This is a genomic window from Saccharomonospora sp. NPDC046836, assembly GCF_040645195.1.
In the GTDB taxonomy this organism is placed as follows: Bacteria; Actinomycetota; Actinomycetes; order Mycobacteriales; family Pseudonocardiaceae; genus Prauserella_A.
In genome coordinates this window covers 39,173-60,403 of sequence record NZ_JBEYXW010000023.1, presented here as the reverse complement: position 1 = coordinate 60,403, position 21,231 = coordinate 39,173, and the positions used below count along the sequence as shown (strand labels likewise).

At 68.5% G+C, this 21,231-nt stretch carries 18 protein-coding genes; 10 read left to right on the top strand and 8 right to left on the bottom strand.

What is annotated here, in order from left to right; genetic code table 11:
• The first annotated feature begins 16 nt into the window (after positions 1-16).
• Positions 17-1,390, top strand: coding sequence for an acyl-CoA dehydrogenase family protein (locus ABZ863_RS24060; RefSeq protein ID WP_358539540.1), 1,374 nt, complete (start codon positions 17-19; stop codon positions 1,388-1,390).
• On the opposite strand, the gene ABZ863_RS24055 is transcribed toward ABZ863_RS24060, so the two are convergent.
• On the bottom strand, positions 1,383-3,881 hold the full coding sequence (locus ABZ863_RS24055; RefSeq protein ID WP_358539539.1) for an ATP-dependent Clp protease ATP-binding subunit: 2,499 nt from the start codon (positions 3,879-3,881) through the stop codon (positions 1,383-1,385). The genes ABZ863_RS24060 and ABZ863_RS24055 overlap by 8 nt on opposite strands.
• 349 nt (positions 3,882-4,230) lie before the next feature.
• On the opposite strand from ABZ863_RS24055, the gene ABZ863_RS24050 reads away from it, so the two are divergent.
• Entirely contained in the window at positions 4,231-4,578 is a 348-nt protein-coding gene (locus ABZ863_RS24050) for a DUF3040 domain-containing protein (protein ID WP_358539537.1), read from the top strand.
• A gap of 1 nt (position 4,579) precedes the next feature.
• On the opposite strand, the gene ABZ863_RS24045 is transcribed toward ABZ863_RS24050, so the two are convergent.
• Positions 4,580-5,785: a cytochrome P450 gene (locus ABZ863_RS24045; RefSeq protein ID WP_358539535.1), complete on the bottom strand. Its 1,206-nt coding sequence runs from the start codon at positions 5,783-5,785 to the stop codon at positions 4,580-4,582.
• 185 nt (positions 5,786-5,970) lie between these two features.
• Here ABZ863_RS24045 and ABZ863_RS24040 point away from each other — a divergent pair, with 185 nt between their 5' ends.
• Positions 5,971-7,407 (top strand): gamma-aminobutyraldehyde dehydrogenase, encoded by a 1,437-nt coding sequence (locus tag ABZ863_RS24040; protein WP_358539532.1) that lies wholly within the window; start codon positions 5,971-5,973, stop codon positions 7,405-7,407.
• A gap of 14 nt (positions 7,408-7,421) precedes the next feature.
• Here the strand turns inward: ABZ863_RS24040 and ABZ863_RS24035 are convergent, their stop codons facing one another.
• From ABZ863_RS24035 to ABZ863_RS24015, 5 genes are read right to left on the bottom strand one after another with little or no spacing between them, the layout of a single operon-like run.
• Complete coding sequence (locus tag ABZ863_RS24035) at positions 7,422-8,627, bottom strand: saccharopine dehydrogenase C-terminal domain-containing protein (RefSeq protein WP_358539531.1); 1,206 nt, start codon at positions 8,625-8,627, stop codon at positions 7,422-7,424.
• Positions 8,627-9,442, bottom strand: a complete 816-nt coding sequence (locus ABZ863_RS24030) for an ABC transporter permease (protein ID WP_358539529.1) — start codon at positions 9,440-9,442, stop codon at positions 8,627-8,629. Before ABZ863_RS24030 ends, ABZ863_RS24035 begins: the two co-directional genes overlap by 1 nt.
• Complete coding sequence (locus ABZ863_RS24025; protein WP_358539528.1) at positions 9,443-10,360, bottom strand: ABC transporter permease; 918 nt, start codon at positions 10,358-10,360, stop codon at positions 9,443-9,445. It lies immediately after the preceding gene.
• On the bottom strand, positions 10,357-11,499 hold the full coding sequence (locus ABZ863_RS24020; protein ID WP_358539526.1) for an ABC transporter ATP-binding protein: 1,143 nt from the start codon (positions 11,497-11,499) through the stop codon (positions 10,357-10,359). The genes ABZ863_RS24025 and ABZ863_RS24020 overlap by 4 nt, the downstream gene beginning before the upstream one ends.
• A 3-nt stretch (positions 11,500-11,502) precedes the next feature.
• Complete coding sequence (locus ABZ863_RS24015) at positions 11,503-12,762, bottom strand: spermidine/putrescine ABC transporter substrate-binding protein (protein ID WP_358539523.1); 1,260 nt, start codon at positions 12,760-12,762, stop codon at positions 11,503-11,505.
• A 91-nt stretch (positions 12,763-12,853) separates the two neighbouring features.
• Here ABZ863_RS24015 and ABZ863_RS24010 point away from each other — a divergent pair, with 91 nt between their 5' ends.
• The 5 genes from ABZ863_RS24010 (at position 12,854) to ABZ863_RS23990 (ending at position 16,460) form a co-directional block, all read left to right on the top strand.
• On the top strand, positions 12,854-13,360 hold the full coding sequence (locus tag ABZ863_RS24010) for an Lrp/AsnC family transcriptional regulator (RefSeq protein WP_358539521.1): 507 nt from the start codon (positions 12,854-12,856) through the stop codon (positions 13,358-13,360).
• 112 nt (positions 13,361-13,472) lie between these two features.
• A complete protein-coding gene (locus ABZ863_RS24005; protein ID WP_358539520.1) occupies positions 13,473-14,849 on the top strand; it encodes an aspartate aminotransferase family protein in 1,377 nt (458 codons plus the stop codon).
• A 135-nt stretch (positions 14,850-14,984) separates the two neighbouring features.
• Positions 14,985-15,146 (top strand): hypothetical protein, encoded by a 162-nt coding sequence (locus ABZ863_RS24000; RefSeq protein ID WP_358539517.1) that lies wholly within the window; start codon positions 14,985-14,987, stop codon positions 15,144-15,146.
• Positions 15,147-15,379: 233 nt separating this feature from the next.
• The gene (locus tag ABZ863_RS23995) at positions 15,380-15,745 is read left to right on the top strand and encodes a hypothetical protein (RefSeq protein WP_358539514.1); all 366 of its coding nucleotides are present in this window, start codon (positions 15,380-15,382) and stop codon (positions 15,743-15,745) included.
• Positions 15,696-16,460: a DUF222 domain-containing protein gene (locus tag ABZ863_RS23990; RefSeq protein ID WP_358539511.1), complete on the top strand. Its 765-nt coding sequence runs from the start codon at positions 15,696-15,698 to the stop codon at positions 16,458-16,460. Before ABZ863_RS23995 ends, ABZ863_RS23990 begins: the two co-directional genes overlap by 50 nt.
• Before the next feature lie 65 nt (positions 16,461-16,525).
• Here ABZ863_RS23990 and ABZ863_RS23985 read toward each other — a convergent pair whose 3' ends face one another.
• Entirely contained in the window at positions 16,526-17,992 is a 1,467-nt protein-coding gene (locus ABZ863_RS23985; protein WP_358539509.1) for an aldehyde dehydrogenase family protein, read from the bottom strand.
• A gap of 173 nt (positions 17,993-18,165) precedes the next feature.
• Between ABZ863_RS23985 and mdlC the strand changes: the two genes are divergently transcribed.
• Positions 18,166-19,767 carry a benzoylformate decarboxylase gene (gene mdlC / locus ABZ863_RS23980; protein WP_358539506.1) on the top strand — a complete coding sequence of 534 codons (1,602 nt, stop codon included), beginning with the start codon at positions 18,166-18,168 and terminating at the stop codon, positions 19,765-19,767.
• 107 nt (positions 19,768-19,874) lie between these two features.
• Entirely contained in the window at positions 19,875-21,188 is a 1,314-nt protein-coding gene (locus ABZ863_RS23975; protein ID WP_358539504.1) for an MFS transporter, read from the top strand.
• Positions 21,189-21,231: the final 43 nt, after the last annotated feature.

The window sequence follows — 21,231 nt, the reverse complement described above, 5'->3', positions numbered from 1 at the left end:
GCTTCGGGGTGCTCTCATGGCTATCGATTTCACACTCACCGAGAAACAACGAGAAATTCAGCTCTCCGCACGGCGTTTCGCGGAGACTCACCTCGCTCCCCTGACGGACAGGGTTGATGCGGAACCAGATCCGCTCACAGGATTCCGGCTCACCAAGGGCGCGTATGCGGAGGCCTGCAGGAGCGGGATCGCCTTCTCCATGCTGCCCGCCCAATACGGCGGCGGCGGGCTGTCGAATGTCGATTTCGTCATCGCAGCCGAAGAGATCCAGGCCGTCGACCCGGGATTCGGCACCACCGTACTGGTGAACGGGCTCGGGCTGATGCCGGTCTGGTACTACGGAACCGAAGAACAGAAGAAACGGTTCATCGGTATGGCGACCGCCGACACGAGCGGCGAGTTCATCGTCGGGTACGCGGCCAGTGAACCGCCTGGCACGCCCGGTGGCACCGCGAACTTCGACGCGCCCGCGATCGACGGCGCCGGCATGCACGTCACCGCCCGGCTCGACGGCGACGAGTACGTCATCAACGGCCGCAAGTACTGGCCCTGCAACGTCGGCGGCTGGGACAACCTGGGCGCCAACCTCAATCTGGTCCTGGTGCGGACCGATCCCGACGTCGGAGGCACGGCCGGGCTGTCCGCCATCATGATCGAGCGCGGCACACCGGGAATCACCTACCACTCGATCAGCACCTCGGCGCAGCGCAGCGCCCCCAACTGCGAGATCATCTTCGACAACGCGCGGGTCCCCGCGCGCAACCTCATCGAGGGCACCAGGGGCAACGGCGACCTGGTGATCAACCGCAACTTCGCCTGGTCCGGGCCGGTGGCGGGCATCGGAGCCGTCGCGGTCGCGAGGACCGCCTACGAGGACACCCTGCGCTGGGCCAAGACCTACACGGCAGGCGGGCCGAAACCGATCATCAACTACCAGTACCCCGGCTACGTCCTCGGCGACGTCGCCGCGAAGATCGAGGCGGCCCGGTACTTCTGCTGGAAGGCGGCACACTACCTCGACCAGCACGGCTACCACGGCGAGATGCTCGGCGCGATGTGCAAGATCCATTGCACGGAAATGCTTTTCGACTGCGTCTACAAGTGCATGCAGGTGGTCGGCGTCAACTCGGTGGACAGGAAACACCGCTTCGATCGCTACCTGCGCGAGGCAGCGCTCCTTCCGCTGTACGACGCGGGGAACTTCGGCATGCAGCGGCGCAGGGTCCACGGCGTCATGGTCGACGAGACGTTCAACCCGCGGGCCTTCATGGACGACGAGCCGGTCGATTTCACCAAGGGCATGGAGGGCATCGACACGATTCCCGGCCCGAAGACCGACCAACCGCCGATTCCCGCACCCGCGGCAGGCGAGCCGGCTTTCGTCAGGTGACGGCGGGCTCCGTCGTGAAGGTCAGCTCGTCGTCGGCGACACCGACACGGACGTGGCTGCCCGGGCCGAGGGTTCCGTCGAGGAGCATGCGGGACAGCCGGTTGTCCACGTGCTGCTGAATGGTGCGCCGCAACGGCCGCGCGCCGAACTCCGGCTCGTGACCGCGCTGCGACAGCCAGGCCACGGCATCCGGCGTGAACTCCAGCCGGACGTCCTGTGCGTGCGCGCGCCTGACCGTGCGCTGGAGCATCATCTCGGTGATCCGGTGCAGCTGGTCCTCCTCCAGCCGGCGGAAGATGATGATCTCGTCGATACGGTTGAGGAACTCGGGGCGGAAGGTCTCGCGCAACCGCCGCAGCAGCCGCTCGCGCAGCGGCCCGTCGACCGCCTCCTCGCCGGCGCGGCCGAAGCCGAGCCCGCTCTGAGTGCCCGCGACGATCAGCTCCGAGCCCAGGTTGCTGGTCATGATGAGCACCGTGTTGGTGAAGTCGACCGTGCGGCCGCGCCCGTCGGTGAGCCTGCCGTCGTCGAGCACCTGCAGCAGGATGTTGAACACATCGGGGTGCGCCTTCTCGATCTCGTCGAGCAGCACCACGGAGTAGGGCCGCCTGCGGACCGCCTCGGTGAGCTGCCCTGCCTCCTCGTAGCCCACATAGCCGGGCGGGGCACCGATGAAGCGGCTGACGTTGTGCCGCTCGCCGTACTCGCTCATGTCGAGGCGCACCAGGTGGTTCTCGTCGCCGAACAGCGCCTCGGCCAGTGTGCGGGCGAGTTCGGTCTTGCCGACCCCCGTGGGGCCGAGGAAAAGGAAGCTGCCGACGGGGCGGTTCGGCTCGGAGAGGCCGATCCGCGAGCGGCGCACCGCCTCGGCCACAGCCTGCACGGCCTCGTCCTGCCCCACCACGCGTCCGTGCAGGTGTTCCTCCAGCCGCAGCAGGCGGTCCCGTTCCTCCTCGGTGAGCTGGCTGACGGGAATTCCGGTCAGCCGGGACACGACCTGCGCGACGTCCTCGGTCACCACCTCGGGCACATCGGACGACTGGTCACCGGACCGGGCGCGTTCGATGTCGGCACGGACCTCGGCGATGTTGTCGCGCAGGCTCGCGGCCCGCTCGTACTGTTCCTCGCTGACCGCCTGGTCGCGGTCCCTGAGCAGCTGGTCCAGCCGGGCCTGCAGGTCACGTAGCTTCGCCGGGCCCCGTCCCGCACGCAGCCGGACCCTGGCGCCCGCCTGGTCCATCAGGTCGATCGCCTTGTCCGGCAGGAACCGGTCGGTGATGTAGCGGTCCGCCAGCGTGGCGGCCGCATCGAGTGCCTCGTCGGTGAAGCGGACCTGGTGGTGCGCCTCGTAGCGGTCGCGAAGGCCGCGCAGGATCGCGATGGTGTCCTCGACCGAGGGCTCCGGCACGAGAATCGGCTGGAAACGCCGCTCCAGCGCGGGGTCGGTCTCGACGTCGCGACGGTACTCGTCCAGTGTGGTGGCACCGATGATGTGCAGCTCTCCCTTGGCCAGCGCAGGTTTGAGCATGTTGCCCGCGCCCATGGAGCCCTCGGCCGAGCCGGCGCCGACGACGGTGTGCAGCTCGTCGATGAACACGATCAGCTCGTCGCGGTGTGCGCGGATCTCTTTCAGCAGGCTGGTCATCCGCTCCTCGAAGTCCCCGCGGTAGCGGGTACCGGCCACCATGGCGGGGAGGTCGAGCTCGATCACCCTGCGGTTGGCGAGCGTGTCCGGCACGTCCTCCGTCGCGATTCGCTGTGCCAGCCCCTCCACGATGGCGGTCTTGCCGACACCGGCCTCCCCGATGAGCACCGGGTTGTTCTTGGTGCGCCGGGAAAGCACCTCGACCGTCTGCTCGATCTGTTCCGCACGGCCGATCACCGGGTCGAGGCCGCCCTCGCGGGCCAGCTCGGTGAGGTCGCGGCCGTACTGGTCGAGTGTCGAGGTGGCCGAGGGCTGCTCACCGCGCTCGCGGGCCGCGGGGCCGGCCAATGTCTCCGGATTCACCCTGGCCTGACCGAGAATCTTGCCGGCACCGGATTCGGGGTTGGCAGCGAGCGCGAGCAGCAGATGCTCAGGACCGATATAGGAGGAGCCAAGACCGCGGGAGATCTGGTGCGCGTCGAGCAGCGTGCGCTTGGCGGCCGGGGTCAGCCGTACCGGGCCCGGCCGCGGCTCCGCCACCTTCGACTGCTGCTCGATCTGGCCGGCCAGCGCGTCCGGGTCCGCCCCCGCACGCCCGATCAGCGCTCTGGTGGCCGGTTGCCGCGTGGCTGCCCAGAGCAGCTGTTCGGTATCCAGGTCGGTCCTGCCCCAGGCGGCCGTCTGGTTAGCCGCGTCGGAGACCAGGTCCCGCGCCTGGTCGCTCATCAGCCTGGTGATGTCGACGGGATAGGAGCCCCGGCGCGAGGTGCCGGACCCGAAGAACTGTGCCAGAAAATCGTCGAAAGGACTGGGGCCGGCCTCACCCGGCTCGAAGAAGCCCGACATCGCCTTTCCTCCACTCACGACGCGCAGACGGCTGCCGCGATAGGGCTTGCCGGGGCCACGCCTGCACAAACCTCGGCGACGGCGTGACCTTCTCTGCGTGGTGCGTCCGGTTCGGCCGGTATGCGACGTAGAACCACCGGCCATTGTGGACGGTGCACGATGCTGTGCGTGGTCGCCTTCGCACCATCCGCAGTCGCGTTATAGTGCTGCGCAAAACCCTTGTGACCACGGTCATTGCGCAATACCCCCGGACCGTGCGCACGATATCCTGCACGAAAGATTTGTGTGGACGCCCCGAAGGAGAAGGACCATTGCCTGACCTGGGTGCGCCGTTGGCAGGTGGCCACCTATGCCTCTGAGCGAAAAAGAACAGCACGCACTGGACGCGCTCGAGCGAACGCTGCGCACGGAGAATCCCCGGCTGGATCGGTGGCTGCGCCGCATGCGATCCCCGGAGGACACCACCTCGGTCGTGCTGACCCTCGGAATTCTCGCCGCGATCGTGCTCGGCGTCGCCTTGCTCATCGTCGGCACCCGCCTCGGTGAAGCGGGCTGGATCGCAGCCGGGGTGATCGTCACGGCGCTCGTGCCCGCCGGTGCGATTCTGTGGGCGTCCAAGCGCTACTACCACCCGCGTTGCCACCACCTGGTACGTGTTTCCGTGGAGGACTGCCCGCGCTGCACAGCTGTCGCTTGACTCACCACCGCACCGGGACTTCGCGGAGGCCGCCGACGACGAGCCCCTCGATCCGGCGCAGCTCGTCCACCCCGGCAGCCAGTTCCAGTGACGGGAGCGTGCGCAGCAGCACGTCGAGCACAGTCCGCAGCTCGGTTCGTGCCAGCGCCTGGCCGAGGCACGCGTGCGCGCCGACCCCGAAGGCCAGGTGCGGATTCGGTGTGCGGTCCAGGTTCATCTCGGCGGCGCCGTCGAAGACGTTCTCGTCCCGGTTGGCCGCGGCCAGGTTGCACACGACGGTCGTGCCCCGGTGCAGTACGGTGTCGCCGACCTCGACCTCCGCGCCGATGTACCGCGGGATTCCGAACCCGGCGTTCGCATCGAACCGCAGCGCTTCCTCGACCGCTGTGCGCACCAGGGACCGGTCAGCCAGCAGCCGCTCCCAGCGCCGCCGGTCCGCGAGCAGCATGACCATCATCTTCCCGATCATGTTCGTGGTGGTCTCGTGCCCCGCGACCAGCAACCCCTGCGCAGTGGCCACCAGCTGCCTTTCCGACCACCCGGTACCGCTGATCAACTCGCTCAGCAGGTCCTCACCTGGTTCCGCCCGCTTGGCCGTGATGAGTGCGGTCAGGTACTCGGCGAACTCGGCCTGTGCGGCGGCGACCTCGCCGGGGGTGTACCGGGTCAGGTTGAGCATGGTGTCGGACCAGTAGCCGAAGGAGTCCCGGTCGGCGACCGGAACCCCCAGCAGATCGCAGATCACCCACACCGGCAACGGAAACGCCAGACTCGCCTTCAGGTCCGCCGGCTGCCCGCGTTCGACCATGTCCTCGACGAGCCGTTCGGCTGTCGCCTCGATCCCGGGCCGCAGCGCGGCCATGCGCTTGGCGGTGAACCACTGCCCCACCGTGCGCCGCCACCGCTGATGCCCTCCGCCGGTCTGCAGCTCCGACGTCTCGCGCGGGCTGTCGAACACCCCACCCGGCTCACTGGGCGAGATCCTCGCCGCGTCCGGCGCGGTCAGCAACCTGCCGAAGCGCGGGTCCGCCAGTATCTGCTTGACGTCGGCATGCCTAGTGAGCAGCAACGCCTCGTCTCCGCTGGGCAGCGCAACCCGCGCGACCGGGCACCTCTGCCGCAACCGCGCCCACTCGGCGGGCGGGGCCAGCACCGCCGAAGCCGGAATCGGGTAGCGCAACACCTGCTGAGCGTCATCGGAAGCCATGGCGCAGCCTCCTGGGGAGTCGGTCCGCGGTACCTCACCAGTCAACCCGAACACGCCGACGGAGTCATCCGCCCGAGCCCTTCAGCTCCGAAACGAAACCAGTTGCCATTGGTCTTGTCTGCCGCGAATTCAGTCGCGAAGATGGCAGCGAGCCGACGCGATCCTTACCTCAGGGAGCCCTGGACATGACCGACAAGAGCGTGCTGCAGAACTTCGTCGACGGCGCCTCCGCCGAGCCGGCCGATGGGCACTACGCGGATCTGATCGATCCGAGCACCGGTGAGGTGTTCGCCGCCGCGCCGGTGTCCGGGCAGCAGGACGTCGACCGGGCGATGACCGCCGCGGCGCGGGCGTTCGAGGCATGGCGAGGCGCCACACCGAAGGACCGGCAGCTCGCACTGTTGAAGTTCGCCGACGCGATCGAGGCGCGGGCCGGGGAACTGGTCGACGCCGAATGCCGCAACACGGGCAAACCACGGCAGCTCACGCTCGAGGAGGAGCTGCCACCCGCGGTCGACCACTTCCGGTTCTTCGCCGGCGCGGCGCGGGTCCTGGAGGGCAAGTCGGCAGGCGAGTACCTCGCCGGGCACACCAGCTACGTGCGACGTGAGCCGATCGGCGTGTGCGCGCAGGTCACCCCGTGGAACTACCCGCTGATGATGGCGGTGTGGAAGGTCGCGCCGGCACTGGCGGCCGGTAACACGGTGGTGCTCAAGCCTTCGGACACCACACCGGTGACGACGCTGCTGCTGGCCGAGATCGCGGCGGAGTTCTTCCCGGCAGGGGTGTTCAACGTGGTGTGCGGCGACCGGGACACCGGGCGGGCGCTGGTCGCCCACCCCACGCCGCAGCTGGTGTCGATCACCGGGTCGACCCGGGCCGGTCGGGAGGTCGCCGCGGCCGCGGCACCCGACCTCAAGCGCACCCATCTCGAGCTCGGCGGCAAGGCGCCGGCCGTCGTGTTCGACGACGCCGACGTGGCCGGGGCCGCCGAGGCCATCGCCGTCGGGGGCTATTTCAACGCCGGCCAGGACTGCACCGCGGCCACCAGGGTGCTCGCCGCGCCCGGCGTGTACGACGAGCTCGTCGCCGCACTCACCGAGCAGGCCCGCAGCACCCGTACCGGCGCACCGTCCGAACCGGACGTCCTCTACGGACCGCTGAACAACGCCGGCCAGCTCGCCAGGGTACGTGGCTTTGTTGACCGGCTTCCCGGCCACGCGACCGTCCACATCGGAGGTCAGCAGGTCGGCGAGCGGGGCTACTTCTACGCCCCGACGGTGGTCTCGGGTGTGCGCCAGGATGACGAGATCATCCAGCAGGAGGTGTTCGGCCCGGTCATCACCGTGCAGCGGTTCGTCGACGAGGACGAGGCGGTCGCCTTCGCCAACGGCGTGGAGTACGGCCTCGCGGCATCGGTGTGGACCCGCGACCACGGCCGCGCGATGCGGATGACCGCGCGGCTGGACTTCGGCTGCGTGTGGGTGAACACGCACATCCCGTTCATCTCGGAGATGCCGCACGGGGGCTTCAAGCACTCCGGTCACGGCAAGGACCTGTCGATGTACGGCTTCGAGGACTACACCCGGGTCAAGCACGTCATGCACAACATCGAGGGCTGAGGCTGCCGGGGTGCTCAGCCCTCGCGCAGACCCCATGGCGAGCCGTACTCACCGAGCAGGTCGAGCAACGGTACGGGGTCGAACGCCTCGGGCCCGAGCACTCCGCTGCCCGACCACGCGCCGGAGGACAGCAGCTCCAGCGCCACCACCGGGTTGAGCGCGGTCTGCCAGGCTACGGCCTGGTGACCGTACTCGCGCATCGACCATTCGTTGTCCACCACGTGGTAGAGGTAGACCTCGCGCGGCGCGCCGCCAGGGCCGCTCCCCCGCACCCAGGTACCCGCGCAGGTCTTGCCGGTCATGCGCGGGCCGAGCGTCGCGGGGTCCGGCAGGCAGGCCGCCAGTAGGTCACGGGGCGCCACCGACGCCTCGCGCACCCGCACCGGGCGGGTGGAGTCGAGGCCGAGCCTGTGCAACATGCGGAGCACGTCGATGAACTCCGCGCCGAGCCCGTACTTGAACGTCACCCTGTCGGCCTCGACCCAACGCGGGATGAGCAGCACCTCCTCGTGCTCGACGTTCACACACTCGACCGGCCCGATGCCCTCCGGGAAGTCGAAGACCTCCGGCTCCGAGAACGGTTCGGTGGTGTACCAGCCACGCGCGCGCTCCCACACGACCGGCGGGTTCAGGCACTCCTCGATGGTGGTCCAGATGGAGAAGGTCGGCGCGAAGTCGTGGCCGTCCACCACGAGGTTCGCGCCATCGCGCACGCCGATCTCCTCGATCGAGGAGAACAGGTGGTCCGCGGCGTAGCGGGCGAACACGTCGGACAGGCCGGGCTCCACGCCCATGCCGACCAGCGCGAGCCGGCCGCGCCCGGCCCACAGCTCCGCCACAGCGAACTGATCGTCGCCGAGCTTCACGCCGGTACGGCTGTAGGGCTCGGTCGGATGCGGTGAGGACAGCGACATCGCCATGTCCAGATAGTCCACATCGGCTGCGAGGGCGCCCTCGAACACGGGCATGGTGAACCGTGGATCCACTGCGTTGAGCACATGGGTGATCCCATGTGCCCGGCACAGCTCGGCGACATCGGCTGCCGAGGACGCGTCCAGCTGCACCGCGGAGAATCGCGGATCGTCCAGCGACTTCAGGGCACTGGCCGCGCGGTCCGAATCCCGGTCGGCCACCACGAATGCGGAGAAGAACGGCCTCCGCGCGGCGATGGCGGCCACGGCCGCGCCGACAGTGCCCGCACCGACCAGAAGTACCCGCATCAGGAGACCCCCGTTCCGCGGCGGGCCTGCCCGCGCCCGCGCAGCTGCGTCACCAGCACCAGAACGAACGCCAGCACGAACACCGCGCTGCCGATCACGTTGACCTCACGGGGAATGCCGCGCTGCGCGGCGCCCCAGACGAACATCGGGAAGGTCACCGTGGTGCCTGAGTTGAAGTTGGTGATGATGAAGTCGTCGAACGACAGCGACAGCGACAGCAGCGCCGCCGCCGCGATACCGGGCAGCACCAGCGGCAGGGTGACCCGCCGGAAGGTCTGCCATTCGGTGGCGTAGAGGTCCATCGCCGCCTCCTGCAGCCGCGGGTCCAGCCCGGCGAGCCGTGCCTTCACCGTCACCACGACGAAGGAAAGGCAGAACAGGACGTGCGCGATCACGACGGTCCAGAAGCCCAGCGGCACACGGAGCATCACGAACAGCGCGAGCAGTGAGCTGCCCAGTACCACCTCGGGTGTGGCCATCGGCAGGAAGACCAGCGCGTTGGCGGTGCCCCGGCCGCGGAAGCGGTGGCGCGCAAGAGCGAAGGCCATCAGCGTCCCGAGCACGGTGGCGATCAGCGTGGCGACAAGTGCGATGCCGATGCTGACCCGCAACGCATCGGCGATACCGGCGCTGCCGAACGGGTCGAGCCAGTACTCCAGTGTCCATTGTGCTGACAGGTCGTAGGACAGCCTGCTCGCCGGCCGGTTCACCGACAGCAGGAACACCACGACGATCGGCAGGAACAGGTAGGCCAGCACGATCAGGCCGATCACCAGCACCCAGTGGTCGGCGACCCACCGCCAGAAGCGGTACACCTACACCACCTCCTCGGTGCCGGCCGCGCGCAGGTACGAGAAGACCATGACGAGGATCGTGGCCATGAGCAGGAACGACAGCGCCGCTGCCTGCGGATAGTCCAGACGCACCAGGAACGCCGAGTCGATGACGTTGCCGATCATGTACTGGTTCGGTGTGCCGAGAAGCTCGGCGTTGATGTAGTCGCCCGTCGCCGGGATGAACGTCAGGAGCGTGCCCGCGACGACCCCTGGCATCGACAACGGCAGCGTGACCCGGCGGAACGTCGCGACCGGTCGGGCGTACAGGTCCCGGGACGCCTCCAGCATCCGGCGGTCGAGCCGCTCGAGGCTGGCGTAGAGGGGCAGCACCATGAACGGCAGGAAGTTGTACACCAGGCCCGCGACGACCGCGACCGGCGTCGCGAGCAACCGGGCGTCGTCGGGGACGAACGGCAGCGCGCGCCACAGCGCGACCACCGGCCCGTTGTCCGACAGGATCGACTTCCAGGCCAGTGTGCGGAGCAGGAACGTGGTGAAGAACGGCGCGATCACGCACACCAGCAGCAGCGTGCGCCACCGCCCCGCCTTCTGCGCGATCGCGTAGGCGAGCGGGTAACCGAGCAGGAGGCAGATGACGGTGGCGATGCCCGCGTAGCCGGCGGAGCGCAGCAGGTGCGGCCAGTACTCGGCGACCGCGTCCACGTAGTTGCCGAAGGCGAAGGCCTGCCGGTAGCCGGTCTCCAGGCTGCCGCTGCGGTCGTAGAGGCTGGTCGCGGCGAGCTGCACGGACGGCACCACGAAGAACAGCAGCAGCCACAGCCCACCGGGCAGCAGCAACAGGAAGGGCAGTCCGCGTCGCCTTGTCCGTGGAGGTCGCTCCACAGTGGACCGATCGTCCGGGGGTGGGGCGGCCGTGGCGCCCATGAGTGCCGTCACGGCGCGACGCCGAGCGGGTCGGCGGTGTAGCGGGGTGCCTCCTCACCCGCGCCGTCCGGCCGGTCCAGCACGAACGAGTGCGCCGGGTACCAGTGCGCGACGACCTCTGTGCCCGGGACCATCGGCTCGCCGGCCATCGCGTTGGCGGAGAACACCGACATCTCCTGCCCCCACGGCGTGCGCAGCAGGTACTCGGTGCTCACCCCCGCATAGCAGGTGTCGGTGAGCACGCCACGCACCTGGTTGTGCTGGGGCGGCACCTGCTCACCGGGCAGCGCGAGCCGGACCTTCTCCGGGCGGATGCCGAGCCACACCGGCCCGCCGGTGGCACGGGCACGGGCAGCCGGGGCGGCGAACCGCTCACCGTGCGCGGCCAGCAGGAGGTCGTCGCCGGACCGGCCGCTCACCTCGGCGGCGAACAGGTTGGACTGCCCCAGGAAGTTCGACACGAAAGGGTTCGCGGGGAACTCGTAGATCTCGGTGGGCGCACCGAGCTGCTCGATGCGGCCCTTGTTCATGACCGCGACCGTGTCGGCCATCCACATGGCCTCGTCCTGGTCGTGGGTCACATGCAGGAAGGTGCTGCCGACCTCGGTCTGGATTCGTTTGAGCTCGATCTGCATCTGGCGGCGCAGCTTCAGATCGAGCGCGCCGAGCGGCTCGTCGAGCAGCAGCACCTTCGGCTCGTTGACGAGCGCCCTGGCCAGCGCCACCCGCTGCTGCTGACCGCCCGACAGCTGCGCGGGCTTGCGCCGCTCGAACCCGGCGAGCTGCACCAGCTCCAGCATCTCGCCGACCTTCGGCGCGACCTTGCGGATACCACGCCTCCGCAAGCCGAAGGCGATGTTGTCGGCGACGGTCAGGTGCGGGAACAGCGCGTAGCTCTGGAACACGGTGTTGACCGGCCGCCGGTACGGGCGCAGGTGGGTGATCACCTTGTCGCCGAGCCGGATCTCGCCCGAGGTCGGCTCTTCGAGGCCGGCGACGGTGCGCAGTGTCGTGGTCTTGCCGCAGCCGGACGCGCCGAGGAGCGCGAAGAACGAGCCCTGCGGCACAGTGAGGCTCAGGTCGTCGACCGCGGTGAACGAGCCGAACCGCTTGGTGACGTGGTCGAGAACGAGGTCTGCAGTGTCGGCCATCCGCTATGCTCCGATCACCTGCTGGAACTTCTGCTCATAGGCGCGCTCCTGGGCCTCGTCCAGCGCCATGAAGACCTTGGCGCCGGCGAGTGTGGCGTCGTCCGGGAAGATCAGCGGGTTGGTCGCGAGCTCCGGATCGAGCTTCTCCATTTCGGACTGGGCGCCGCTCACCGGGCAGATGTAGTTGACGTTGGCGGCGACCTGCGCGGCCACGGCCGGGTCGTAGTAGTAGTCCATGAGCGCCTCGGCATTGGCGCGGTGGGTGGCCCGGTTCGGCACGAGCATGTTGTCCGACCACAGCATGAGACCGGACTCCGGCGCGACGAACCGCACGTTGGCGTCCTCGAAGTTGAGCTGGATGACGTCGCCGGACCAGCCGATGCACGCGGCGATGTCACCCCTGGCGAGTTCCTGGGCGTAGTCGTTGCCGGTGAAGCGGCGGATCTGGCCGGACGCGGTGGCCGCGCCCAGCTTGTCGATGGCCTCGTCGAACTGGGCCTCGGTGAAGTTCGCCGGGTCGGCGCCGATCGACAGCAGCAGCAGGCCCATGGTGTCGCGCATCTCGGCGAGCATGGTGACCTTGCCCTTGAGGTCCGGCCGGGTCAGTAGCTCGTCGACTGTGCGGATCTCCGCGGTCACCGACGCGTTGTAGGCGAGGCCCGCCAGCCCGGACTGCCACGGCACGGCGTGGTCGGTGCCCTTGTCCCACGAGCGGCCCTGTAGTGACGGCAGCAGGTTCGCGGTGACGTTCGGAATCGTGGCCTTGTCGAGCGTCTGCACCCAACCGAGCCGGATCAGCCGGGCCGCCATCCAGTCAGTGAGCACGATGATGTCGCGGTCGACCGGCTGGCACGCGGAGAGCTGGTTGCGCACCTTGCCGAAGAACTCGTTGTTGTCGTTGACATCCTCCTGGTAGGTCACCTGGATGCCGGTCTCGGCGGTGAACGCTTCCAGCGTGGGCCGCTTGCTCGCGTCGCTGTCGTCGATGTCGATGTAGAGCGGCCAGTTGGAGAACACCAGTGTCTTCTCGGCCCCGGAACGGTCCTCGCTGACGCAGCTCTCCGCGGTCTGCTGGGTACCCTGTGTGCCGCAGGCGGCCAGCACGCCGCCCGTCGACGCGAGGGCGCCGGCAGCGAGAATTCCTCTGAGGACGGTGCGGCGGGTGGTCCGCAGGCGGCCGGTGTTCATGACCGGCAGCACGGCGGCCGCCTCCGGGGACAGCTGGGTGTGCGCCCTGGTCTGCATGGCGACTGATCCTGACATGCGAACCGCTCCACCACAAGGGATTCCGTTGTCACGGTCGCGCTACACAACGAAATGCGGCAGACTCACCGCCGTAACAAGGAGGGATGGCATGACGGATTCAGCACTCGACGGGCCCGCGCGCCGGGTCGTGGTCCACAACGGTACCCAGCACGCACTGCTGGACGACGTCGCCAAGGCCATTATCGAGCAGCTCCAGGAGGATGGGCGGCGCCCCTACGCCACGATTGCCCGCGCGGTGGGGCTGTCCGAGGCGGCGGTGCGGCAACGCGTACAGCGGCTGCTCGATGCCGGCGTGATGCAGATCGTCGCCGTCACCGACCCGCTCCAGCTGGGGTTTCCCCGCCAGGCGATGGTCGGCCTGCGGACGTCGGACGACCTGGAGCAGACCGCCGACCGGCTCGCCGAGATCTCCGCGGTGGACTACGTCGTGATCACGGCCGGTTCCTTCGACCTGCTCGCCGAGGTCGTCGCCCGCAATGACGACCACCTGCTGGAGATCCTCAAGGAAATGCGAGCCGTTCCCGGGGTGACCACGACCGAGGCGTTCCTCTACCTCAAGCTGCGTAAGCAGACGTATTCCTGGGGCACAGCCTAAGGGTGCGGAATCCGTCGATCAGCGGAGGTACAGCCACGGAATCCACCGTCGATCGACGTGATATGTTCGTGAACCACTTGTCTCAACGGTGTTGGTGTGCGATAACCGTGGTATGTCCAGCAGCATCGACTCCCACGCCGCCGACCACCTCTGGATGCACTTCACCCGCATGTCGTCCTATGCGGACACGCCGGTGCCGGTGATCGCCCGAGGTGAGGGCGCCTACCTGTACGACACCAACGGCAGGCGGTACCTGGATGGGCTGTCCGGGCTGTTCGTCGTGCAGGTCGGGCACGGCAGGGAGGAGCTCGCCGACGCCGCGGCCAAGCAGGCCCGCGAGCTCGCCTACTTCCCCATCTGGTCCTACGCGCACCCGAAAGCCGTCGAACTGGCCGAGCGGCTTGCCGGGCTGGCTCCGGGCGACCTGAACCAGGTCTTCTTCACCACCGGGGGCTCGGAAGCGGTGGAAAGCGCGTGGAAGCTCGCCCGCGCCTACTTCAAACTCACCGGCAAACCGACCAAGCACAAGGTCATCTCCCGGTCGATCGCCTACCACGGCACCTCGATGGGCGCGTTGTCGATCACCGGACTACCCGGCCTGAAGGCGGACTTCGAGCCGCTGGTGCCCTCCACCGTGCGGGTGCCGAACACCAACTTCTACCGCGCGCCCGCCGGTACCGCGGGCCCGGACGGCACCGACGCCGAGGCGTTCGGCCGCTGGGCGGCGGATCGCATCGAAGAAGCCATCCTGTTCGAGGGACCTGACACCGTTGCCGCGGTGTTCCTCGAACCAGTGCAGAACGCAGGCGGCTGCCTCCCGCCCCCGCCGGGCTACTTCCAGCGGGTGCGCGAGATCTGCGACCGGCACGACGTTCTGCTGGTGTCGGACGAGGTGATCTGCGGATTCGGCCGGCTCGGCGAGTACTTCGGTGCGCAGCGCTACGGCTACCAGCCCGACATCATCACCTGTGCCAAAGGCTTGACCAGTGGTTACGTACCGCTCGGCGCGATGATCGCCAGCGACCGGCTGGCCGAGCCGTTCCGCCATGGCACCAACTGGTTCGCCCACGGCGTCACCTTCGGCGGCCACCCGGTGGCGAGTGCGGTCGCGCTCGCCAACCTGGACCTGTTCGTGCGCGAGGACCTCAACGGCCACGTGCAGCGCAACTCGGCGTTGTTCCGGTCCTATCTCGAACGGCTCACGGACCTGCCGATCGTCGACGACGTGCGCGGCGACGGCTACTTCTTCGGCATCGAACTGGTCAAGGACAAAGCAACCAAGGCCTCGTTCGACGCCTCGGAGTCCGAGGCGCTGCTGCGCGGCTTCCTGTCTCGGGCACTGTTCGAGAACGGTCTGTACTGCCGGGCTGATGACCGTGGTGATCCCGTGGTGCAGCTGGCGCCGCCGTTGATCTGCGACGAGTCCCACTTTGCGTTGATCGAGCAGGTGTTGCGTGCCGTGTTGACCGAGGCTTGGGGGCGGATCTGATCCGTTATTGGGTTGGGGTGATTGGGTTTCAGGCACGCCTTCGGTGCGCCGTGTGAAACTGTCGCTCCTGCGGTTGGGTTTTGTCACTGTCTACTAGCGACAGTTCCCCACGGTCCGGCTTTCGACGAGCTCGTCATGCTGGAGTCGGGCGAGGACACCCGGCAGTGCATCGTCCGACTGGCTCCCCAGGCCTCGCGGATTGTGTTGGTGGTGAACGCCGAGTGGGTGGCTACGGTCGCTGTAGTCCGGGAGCTGGAGGCCGAGCTGCCCTATTCGATGAGTCGGCTGCTGACGTGATGTTCGCTGCTCTTGAACGGCCGTCCCTGCGGTCGCGGATCGTTGCTCGTGTGCCTGATGGGGTGTTTGGGGTGCCCCTATTTGGTGGGGTTGTTGGGTTTCAGGCACGCCTTCGGCGCGCCGTGTGGAACTGTCGCTCCTGTGGTTGGGTTTTGCCACTGTCTACTAGCGACAGTTCCTCACGGTTCGGGTATCGTTGTCAACTTTGCTTGTAGTTCGCTACGCAGTGCGGTATGATCGGTCTTGTGGGGGATTCCTTGTTAGGCCGACAGCTTCCGGATCGGATCTTGGCTCTCAATCGGCTCAAGATGTGGGTTGATGCCTCGTTGCATCGGGCTATCAACTCGCTGGATGAAAATCGTGGGCATGCGTCGGATGTGGCTGCCGAGTTGGCGTTGTTGTTGTCGGTTGGTGAGCAGCACGCTCGGCGGGTGGTCGATCTGTCTACCACCTTGGTTCATCGGTTGCCGGAGACTTTGGCTGCTATGGAGTCTGGTGTTGTCGATTCTTATCGGGCTTCGAAAGTCGCTGCGGCTACGGCGTGGCTCGATGACTCGCAGGCTCGCCAGGTTGATTCTGCTGTCGGCGCCTCGGCTTGACGGCAAGAATCCTCATCAGGTTCGGCGGGTTGCGTCGTATTGGGCTTTGAAGGTCGATCCGGAGGGTGCTGCTCGGCGGGCGGGCCATCGTCGGGCGGAGCGGTCGGTGCAGTTGCTGCCTGGTGAGGACGGGATGTCGACCTTGCTCGCCGATTTGCCTGCCGAGGTTGCCTCATCCGCTTACGCGCGGATTGATCGGATGGCCCGTACCCTGCGTGGCGGCAACGAATCCCGCACCCTCGACCAACTTCGCGCCGACGTGTTCGCTGAGCTGTTGCTCGGCTCGAACACCGATGGTTCCGGAGCCAAGGCCGACGTGCACGTCTACGTCGACCTCACCACCCTCGCCGGGCTCAACGACGATCCCGCCCAGTTGGCGGGATATGGGCCGATTCCGGCTGCGGTGGCACGACAGATCGCTGACCAACCCACCTCCTCCTGGCGGCGGATTGTCACCGATCCGCTCACCGGAGCACCGGTCGACGTGGGACGCTGCCGCTACAGACCACCCGTCGTGCCACCGGCCCGCACACTTCGGCGACAACGACCACCACACCCCCTGGAACCGCCAGGGGGCGACCGACCGGGCCAACCTGGTCAACCTCTGCCGCCGGCACCATCGCCTCAAGGACCGGCCAGGCTGGACCTACCGGCTACACCCGGACACCGCCCAAGTCACCGTCACGACACCGAGCGGTGCCACCTACACCAGTGACCCCGAACCACTCCACGACCCACCACGGCCCTGATGGAACCTCTCCGTCCGAAGTAGATCAACGGTCAGGCGGGGAAGCTGATGGCGTGGGTGTCCATGAACTCGCGGATCCCCTCGATGCCCATCTCGCGGCCCATGCCGCTGTGGTCGAAGCCGCCGAAGGGCGCGCGCTCGTCCAGGTGGGCGGCGCCGTGGGCGTTGACGAACGTGTAGCCGCTGCGCAGGCGGGACGCTACGGCGGCTGCGCGGTCCGGATCCGCCGTCCACACCGAGGATGCCAGGCCCGCCCACGTGTCGTTGGCGCGCGCAACGGCCTCGTCCTCGTCGTCGAAAGGCAGGATCGGTACGGTTGGGCCGAACTGCTCCTCCACCACGACACGGGTGTCGTGGGACGGATCGAGAACCAGCGACGGCAGCAGGAAGTTGCCGCGCTCCAATTCGGTCCCATCCGCGACTGTGCCGAACTCCCGCACCTCGGCACCACTGGCTCGCGCCTGCGCAACGAGCTCGCGGACGTACTCCTTCTGGCGCGGGCTGTGCAGCGGCCCCATCGTCGCGTTCTCGGCCAAACCGTGCCCAATGACCACATTGGACAACAGCCCGGTCAGGCCCTCGACCACCTCGTCATAGCGTGACCGATGAACGTACAGCCGCTTGACAGCCATACAGATCTGGCCGGTCGAATCGAATATGCCACCGAACAGGGACCGCATCGCCTCGGGACCGAGGTCGGCGTCGGCCAGCACGAGCGCAGGGTCGTTGCCGCCCAGCTCGAGTGCGACCCGGGTCAGCGACCCCGCCGCCATCGCCATGATCCGTTTGCCGCCGGCCGGGCTGCCGGTGAAGCAGACCTTCTTCACCCGGTCATCGGCGATCAACGCGGGGCCGATCTCCGCGTCGGTTCCCGTGACGACATTGAGCACGCCGGGCGGCAACGCCCGCGCAACCAACTCCACAGTGCGGACAGTCGCCAGCGGCGCGGTGGGCGGCGGCTTCACCACGACGGTGTTGCCCGCCAACAGCGCCTGCGGCAGCGAGGCCCCCAGGATCGCGAGCGGCCAGTTGAACGGCACGATGATCGTCACGGCCCCGAGTGGCCGGTAAGCGACCTCGGTGCGGTACGGCGGGGCAGCCAGCTGCGTCGTCTGCTCGACTTCGCCGGCCAGTTCGACCGCGAGCCGGCAACGATGCTCGAACACCACGGAGTCGATCACCGACTCCATCCGGATCTTGCCGTTCTCCCGGGTGAGCACCCCGGCGGTCGCCGCACGGTCGGTCTCCAGCGGAGCCAAAGCCGCCGTCAGCAGCTCCGCCCGCTCCCGCGGGCTGCGGGCGGCCCAGCCCGGGAACGCCCGGTCGGCCGCCGCGACAGCAGCGCTGGCCTGCTCCGCGGTCGCGGCCGCAGCGTAGCCGACGACCGACTCGCCGTCCGCAGGATCGACCACCCGCAGCACATCCTCGGCACCGCATGGCTCACCGTCGAAGAAGAGCCCGGTCTCGATCTGGGGCAGCTGGTCAACGGGCATCGTCATCTGCGCCTCACAGTGCGGTCGCTGGCCGGGAACATCGTCGTCCTGCCACGAGAACTTACGTCCCGTCCGCGACAGGACGCCACGACACCGGACGCGACCCGGCCGCGACATTTGACGCAGCCGCGGCAGATCGCTTGCCTGTCCGCGGCGCACACGGCTAGCGTCCGCACACGATGCCGACCGTTCGCGAAACAACATACGACCTGCTGCGCGCCTGGGGCCTGACCACGATCTTCGGCAACCCCGGCTCTAACGAGCTGCCCTTCCTGGACGGATTCCCACCCGACTTCCGCTACGTCCTCGGCCTGCACGAAGGTGCTGTGCTCGCGATGGCCGACGGCTACGCGCAGGCCACCGGACGGCCCGCGCTGGTCAACCTGCACTCCGCGGCGGGGCTCGGCAACGCGATGGGCAACCTCGCCAACGCCCGCGCATGCCACACACCGCTGGTCGTGACCGCGGGCCAGCAGACACGCGCAATGATCGGGCTGGGGTCGGTCCTCGCCGAACCGGCGATGACCCGCGTGCCCGAGCCCCACGTCAAGTGGGCCTTCGAACCGGCACGCGCGCAGGACGTGCCGCGCGTGCTGTCCGAGGCGTTCCACCTCGCCACGCTGCCCCCGGCCGGTCCCGTGTTCGTGTCACTGCCCCTGGACGACTGGGCCCAGGAGGTGTCCACCGACGAGGTCGCCCACCTCGCCACACGGCGAGTGCGTGCAGCGGGTGCCCTCCCGCCGGACGTGCTCGCCGACCTCGCGAGCCGCCTGCGCGGCGCGCGCACGCCTGCGCTCGTGGTGGGCCCCGAGGTCGACGACGAGTGCGCCTTCCTCCGCGCCGTGGATCTCGCCGAAGCGCTGCAGGCACCCGTGTGGACAGCGCCGACCCCGCCGCGTTGCCCGTTCCCCACCAGGCACCCGCTCTGGCGCGGCGTGCTGCCGGCCAGCATCGCCGGTGTCAGCGAGCAGCTCGCCGGCCACGACGTGGTACTCGTGCTCGGGGCGCCCGTCTTCCGGTATCACGCCTACCGGCCGGGCCCCTGGTTGCCGGAGGGCTGCGCGCTGATCTCCGTCAGCAGCGACCCCGGCAACGCCGCACGAGCCGCTTTCGGCGACGCGATCGTGGCCGACGTCGCGGACGTGCTCGCGCAGCTGCTCGGCGAGCTGCCCCCGGCACCGGCCGCTCCCCCAGCCCCGCGTGAGGCAACGGCATCGCCGGATATCCCAGACACGCCACCGTTTCCCGCCGCCGCGGTCTTCGCGCAGCTGGCCCGGTCGCTGCCCGCCGAAGTCCGCCTCGTCAACGAGTCGACGGCGAACACCAGTCAGTTCTGGGACCATCTCGACCTCAGCCGACCGCGTAGTTTCTTCTTCCCTGCTGCGGGCGGGCTGGGCTTCGGGCTCCCCGCGGCCGTCGGTGTGGCGCTGGCCGACCCCGGCCGGCCCGTACTTGCGGTCCTCGGTGACGGCGCCGTGCAGTACGGCGTGGCCGGGTTGTGGACCGCGGTCCAGTGGAACCTGCCGATCACCTTCCTCGTGCTGCGCAACGGCGGCTACGGCGCGCTGCGGAGCTTCGTGAACCAGCTCGGCGTTGCCGGGGCACCCGGGCTGGACCTGCCCGGCATCGACTCGGTGCGCATCGCCGAAGGCTACGACCTGCCTGCGCACCACATCACCAGCCTGGCTGAGCTCGACACGGTCCTCCGCGCCACGCAGCCGGGCCACGGCCCACGGCTTGTCGAGGTGCCGATCACCGCGGAGACCCGCTCACTCGGCTGAACCGCGACAGATGACGTAGCCGGGCCGGAACGGAAGGCCAACGACCCGCGGTGCCCATTCGGCTTACCGTTCCCTGAGCGAAGCAGGCGTCCGAAGGAGCACGCACCATGCCCGCAGAGCCGGTCCCAGCGCAGCCGTCGAGGAAAGGTATCTTCGCCGCGAGCTTCGTCGGCACGTCGATCGAGTGGTACGACTACTACATCTTCGGCACGGCCGCGGCACTGGCGTTCGGCCCCCTCTTCTTCCCCGAGGCCTCCCCCACGGCCGGAACCCTCGCGGCGTTCGCGACCTTCGCCGTCGGGTTCATCGCACGACCACTGGGCGCCGCGGTGATCGGGCACTACGGCGACCGGATCGGCCGCAAGGCGATGCTCGTGCTCACCCTGCTGCTGACCGGCGGGGCGACCTTCCTGATCGGCCTGCTGCCCACCTACGCCGCGATCGGCCTCGGGGCGCCGCTGCTGTTGGTGGTGCTGCGCCTGGTCCAGGGTTTCGGCGTCGGCGGCGAGTGGGGCGGGGCGATCCTGATCGCCACCGAGAACGCCTCCCCGCGACGCCGGGCGCTCTACGGCAGCTTCGCGCAGTTCGGCGTCCCGATCGGGGTACTCACCTCGAACCTGGCGTTCCTCGCCGTCTCCGGCCTCTCCAACGAGCAGTTCCTGTCCTACGGCTGGCGAATCCCGTTCCTGATCAGCATCGTGCTCGTGGTCGTCGGCTTCATCGTCCGCACCCGGCTGCAGGACGCGCCGGAGTTCCAGCACGCGAAGAAGTCCGGCGCCACCAGCAGGCTCCCGCTCACCGAGCTGCTGCGCAGGCAGCCGCGCAACCTCGTGCTCGCCAGCCTCGCCTCCGTCGCCGCGCCCGCCGTCGGCTACACGGTGATCCTCTACATGCTCACCTACGGCACCACCGTCGTGGGGTTCGAACGCACGACACTCCTCACGCTGATCCTGTCCTCGACGGCGGTGTGGATCGGCACCATCGTGGTGGCCGCGATGGTCGCGGACCGGTTCGGCGCCAAGAAGGTCTACGCCCTCGGTGCGCTCACCGCGGTGCTGTGGCCCATCCCGCTGTTCGCACTCGTCAACACCGGCAACGCCGGTCTGGCGCTGCTCGGGTTCATCGTCGCCGCGATGGTGCAGGGCATCATGGCCGGCGCCCAGGGCGGCCTGTTCACCGAGGCCTTCGACGTCGTCGTGCGCTACAGCGGCATCTCGATCGCCTACCAGCTCGGTGGCATGATCGGTGGCGCCGTCACCCCCATCGTCGCGACCGCGCTCTTCGCGACGTACGACTCCTCGACCCCCATCGCCCTGTACGTCTCCGGGTTGTCGCTGGTCAGCCTGCTCGCCGTGCTGGGAATTCGCAGGAGCGGCGCAGCCGAGAAGGCGAGCGTGACCGACGCCGTGAACCGCGCGTAGTACGGTCTTGTCCAGCGACACGGTGCTGGGTGATAGGGCAAAG

Bases quoted from the DNA above. Each gene is read 5' to 3' on its own strand.
- ABZ863_RS24060 (WP_358539540.1), top strand. From the start codon at position 17: ATGGCTATCGATTTCACACTCACCGAGAAACAACGAGAAATTCAGCTC.
- ABZ863_RS24055 (WP_358539539.1), bottom strand. From the start codon at position 3,881: ATGTCGGGCTTCTTCGAGCCGGGTGAGGCCGGCCCCAGTCCTTTCGAC.
- ABZ863_RS24050 (WP_358539537.1), top strand. From the start codon at position 4,231: ATGCCTCTGAGCGAAAAAGAACAGCACGCACTGGACGCGCTCGAGCGA.
- ABZ863_RS24045 (WP_358539535.1), bottom strand. From the start codon at position 5,785: ATGGCTTCCGATGACGCTCAGCAGGTGTTGCGCTACCCGATTCCGGCT.
- ABZ863_RS24040 (WP_358539532.1), top strand. From the start codon at position 5,971: ATGACCGACAAGAGCGTGCTGCAGAACTTCGTCGACGGCGCCTCCGCC.
- ABZ863_RS24035 (WP_358539531.1), bottom strand. From the start codon at position 8,627: ATGCGGGTACTTCTGGTCGGTGCGGGCACTGTCGGCGCGGCCGTGGCC.
- ABZ863_RS24020 (WP_358539526.1), bottom strand. From the start codon at position 11,499: ATGGCCGACACTGCAGACCTCGTTCTCGACCACGTCACCAAGCGGTTC.
- ABZ863_RS24015 (WP_358539523.1), bottom strand. From the start codon at position 12,762: ATGTCAGGATCAGTCGCCATGCAGACCAGGGCGCACACCCAGCTGTCC.
- ABZ863_RS24010 (WP_358539521.1), top strand. From the start codon at position 12,854: ATGACGGATTCAGCACTCGACGGGCCCGCGCGCCGGGTCGTGGTCCAC.
- ABZ863_RS24005 (WP_358539520.1), top strand. From the start codon at position 13,473: ATGTCCAGCAGCATCGACTCCCACGCCGCCGACCACCTCTGGATGCAC.
- ABZ863_RS24000 (WP_358539517.1), top strand. From the start codon at position 14,985: ATGCTGGAGTCGGGCGAGGACACCCGGCAGTGCATCGTCCGACTGGCT.
- ABZ863_RS23995 (WP_358539514.1), top strand. From the start codon at position 15,380: ATGATCGGTCTTGTGGGGGATTCCTTGTTAGGCCGACAGCTTCCGGAT.
- ABZ863_RS23990 (WP_358539511.1), top strand. From the start codon at position 15,696: ATGACTCGCAGGCTCGCCAGGTTGATTCTGCTGTCGGCGCCTCGGCTT.
- ABZ863_RS23985 (WP_358539509.1), bottom strand. From the start codon at position 17,992: ATGACGATGCCCGTTGACCAGCTGCCCCAGATCGAGACCGGGCTCTTC.
- mdlC (WP_358539506.1), top strand. From the start codon at position 18,166: ATGCCGACCGTTCGCGAAACAACATACGACCTGCTGCGCGCCTGGGGC.
- ABZ863_RS23975 (WP_358539504.1), top strand. From the start codon at position 19,875: ATGCCCGCAGAGCCGGTCCCAGCGCAGCCGTCGAGGAAAGGTATCTTC.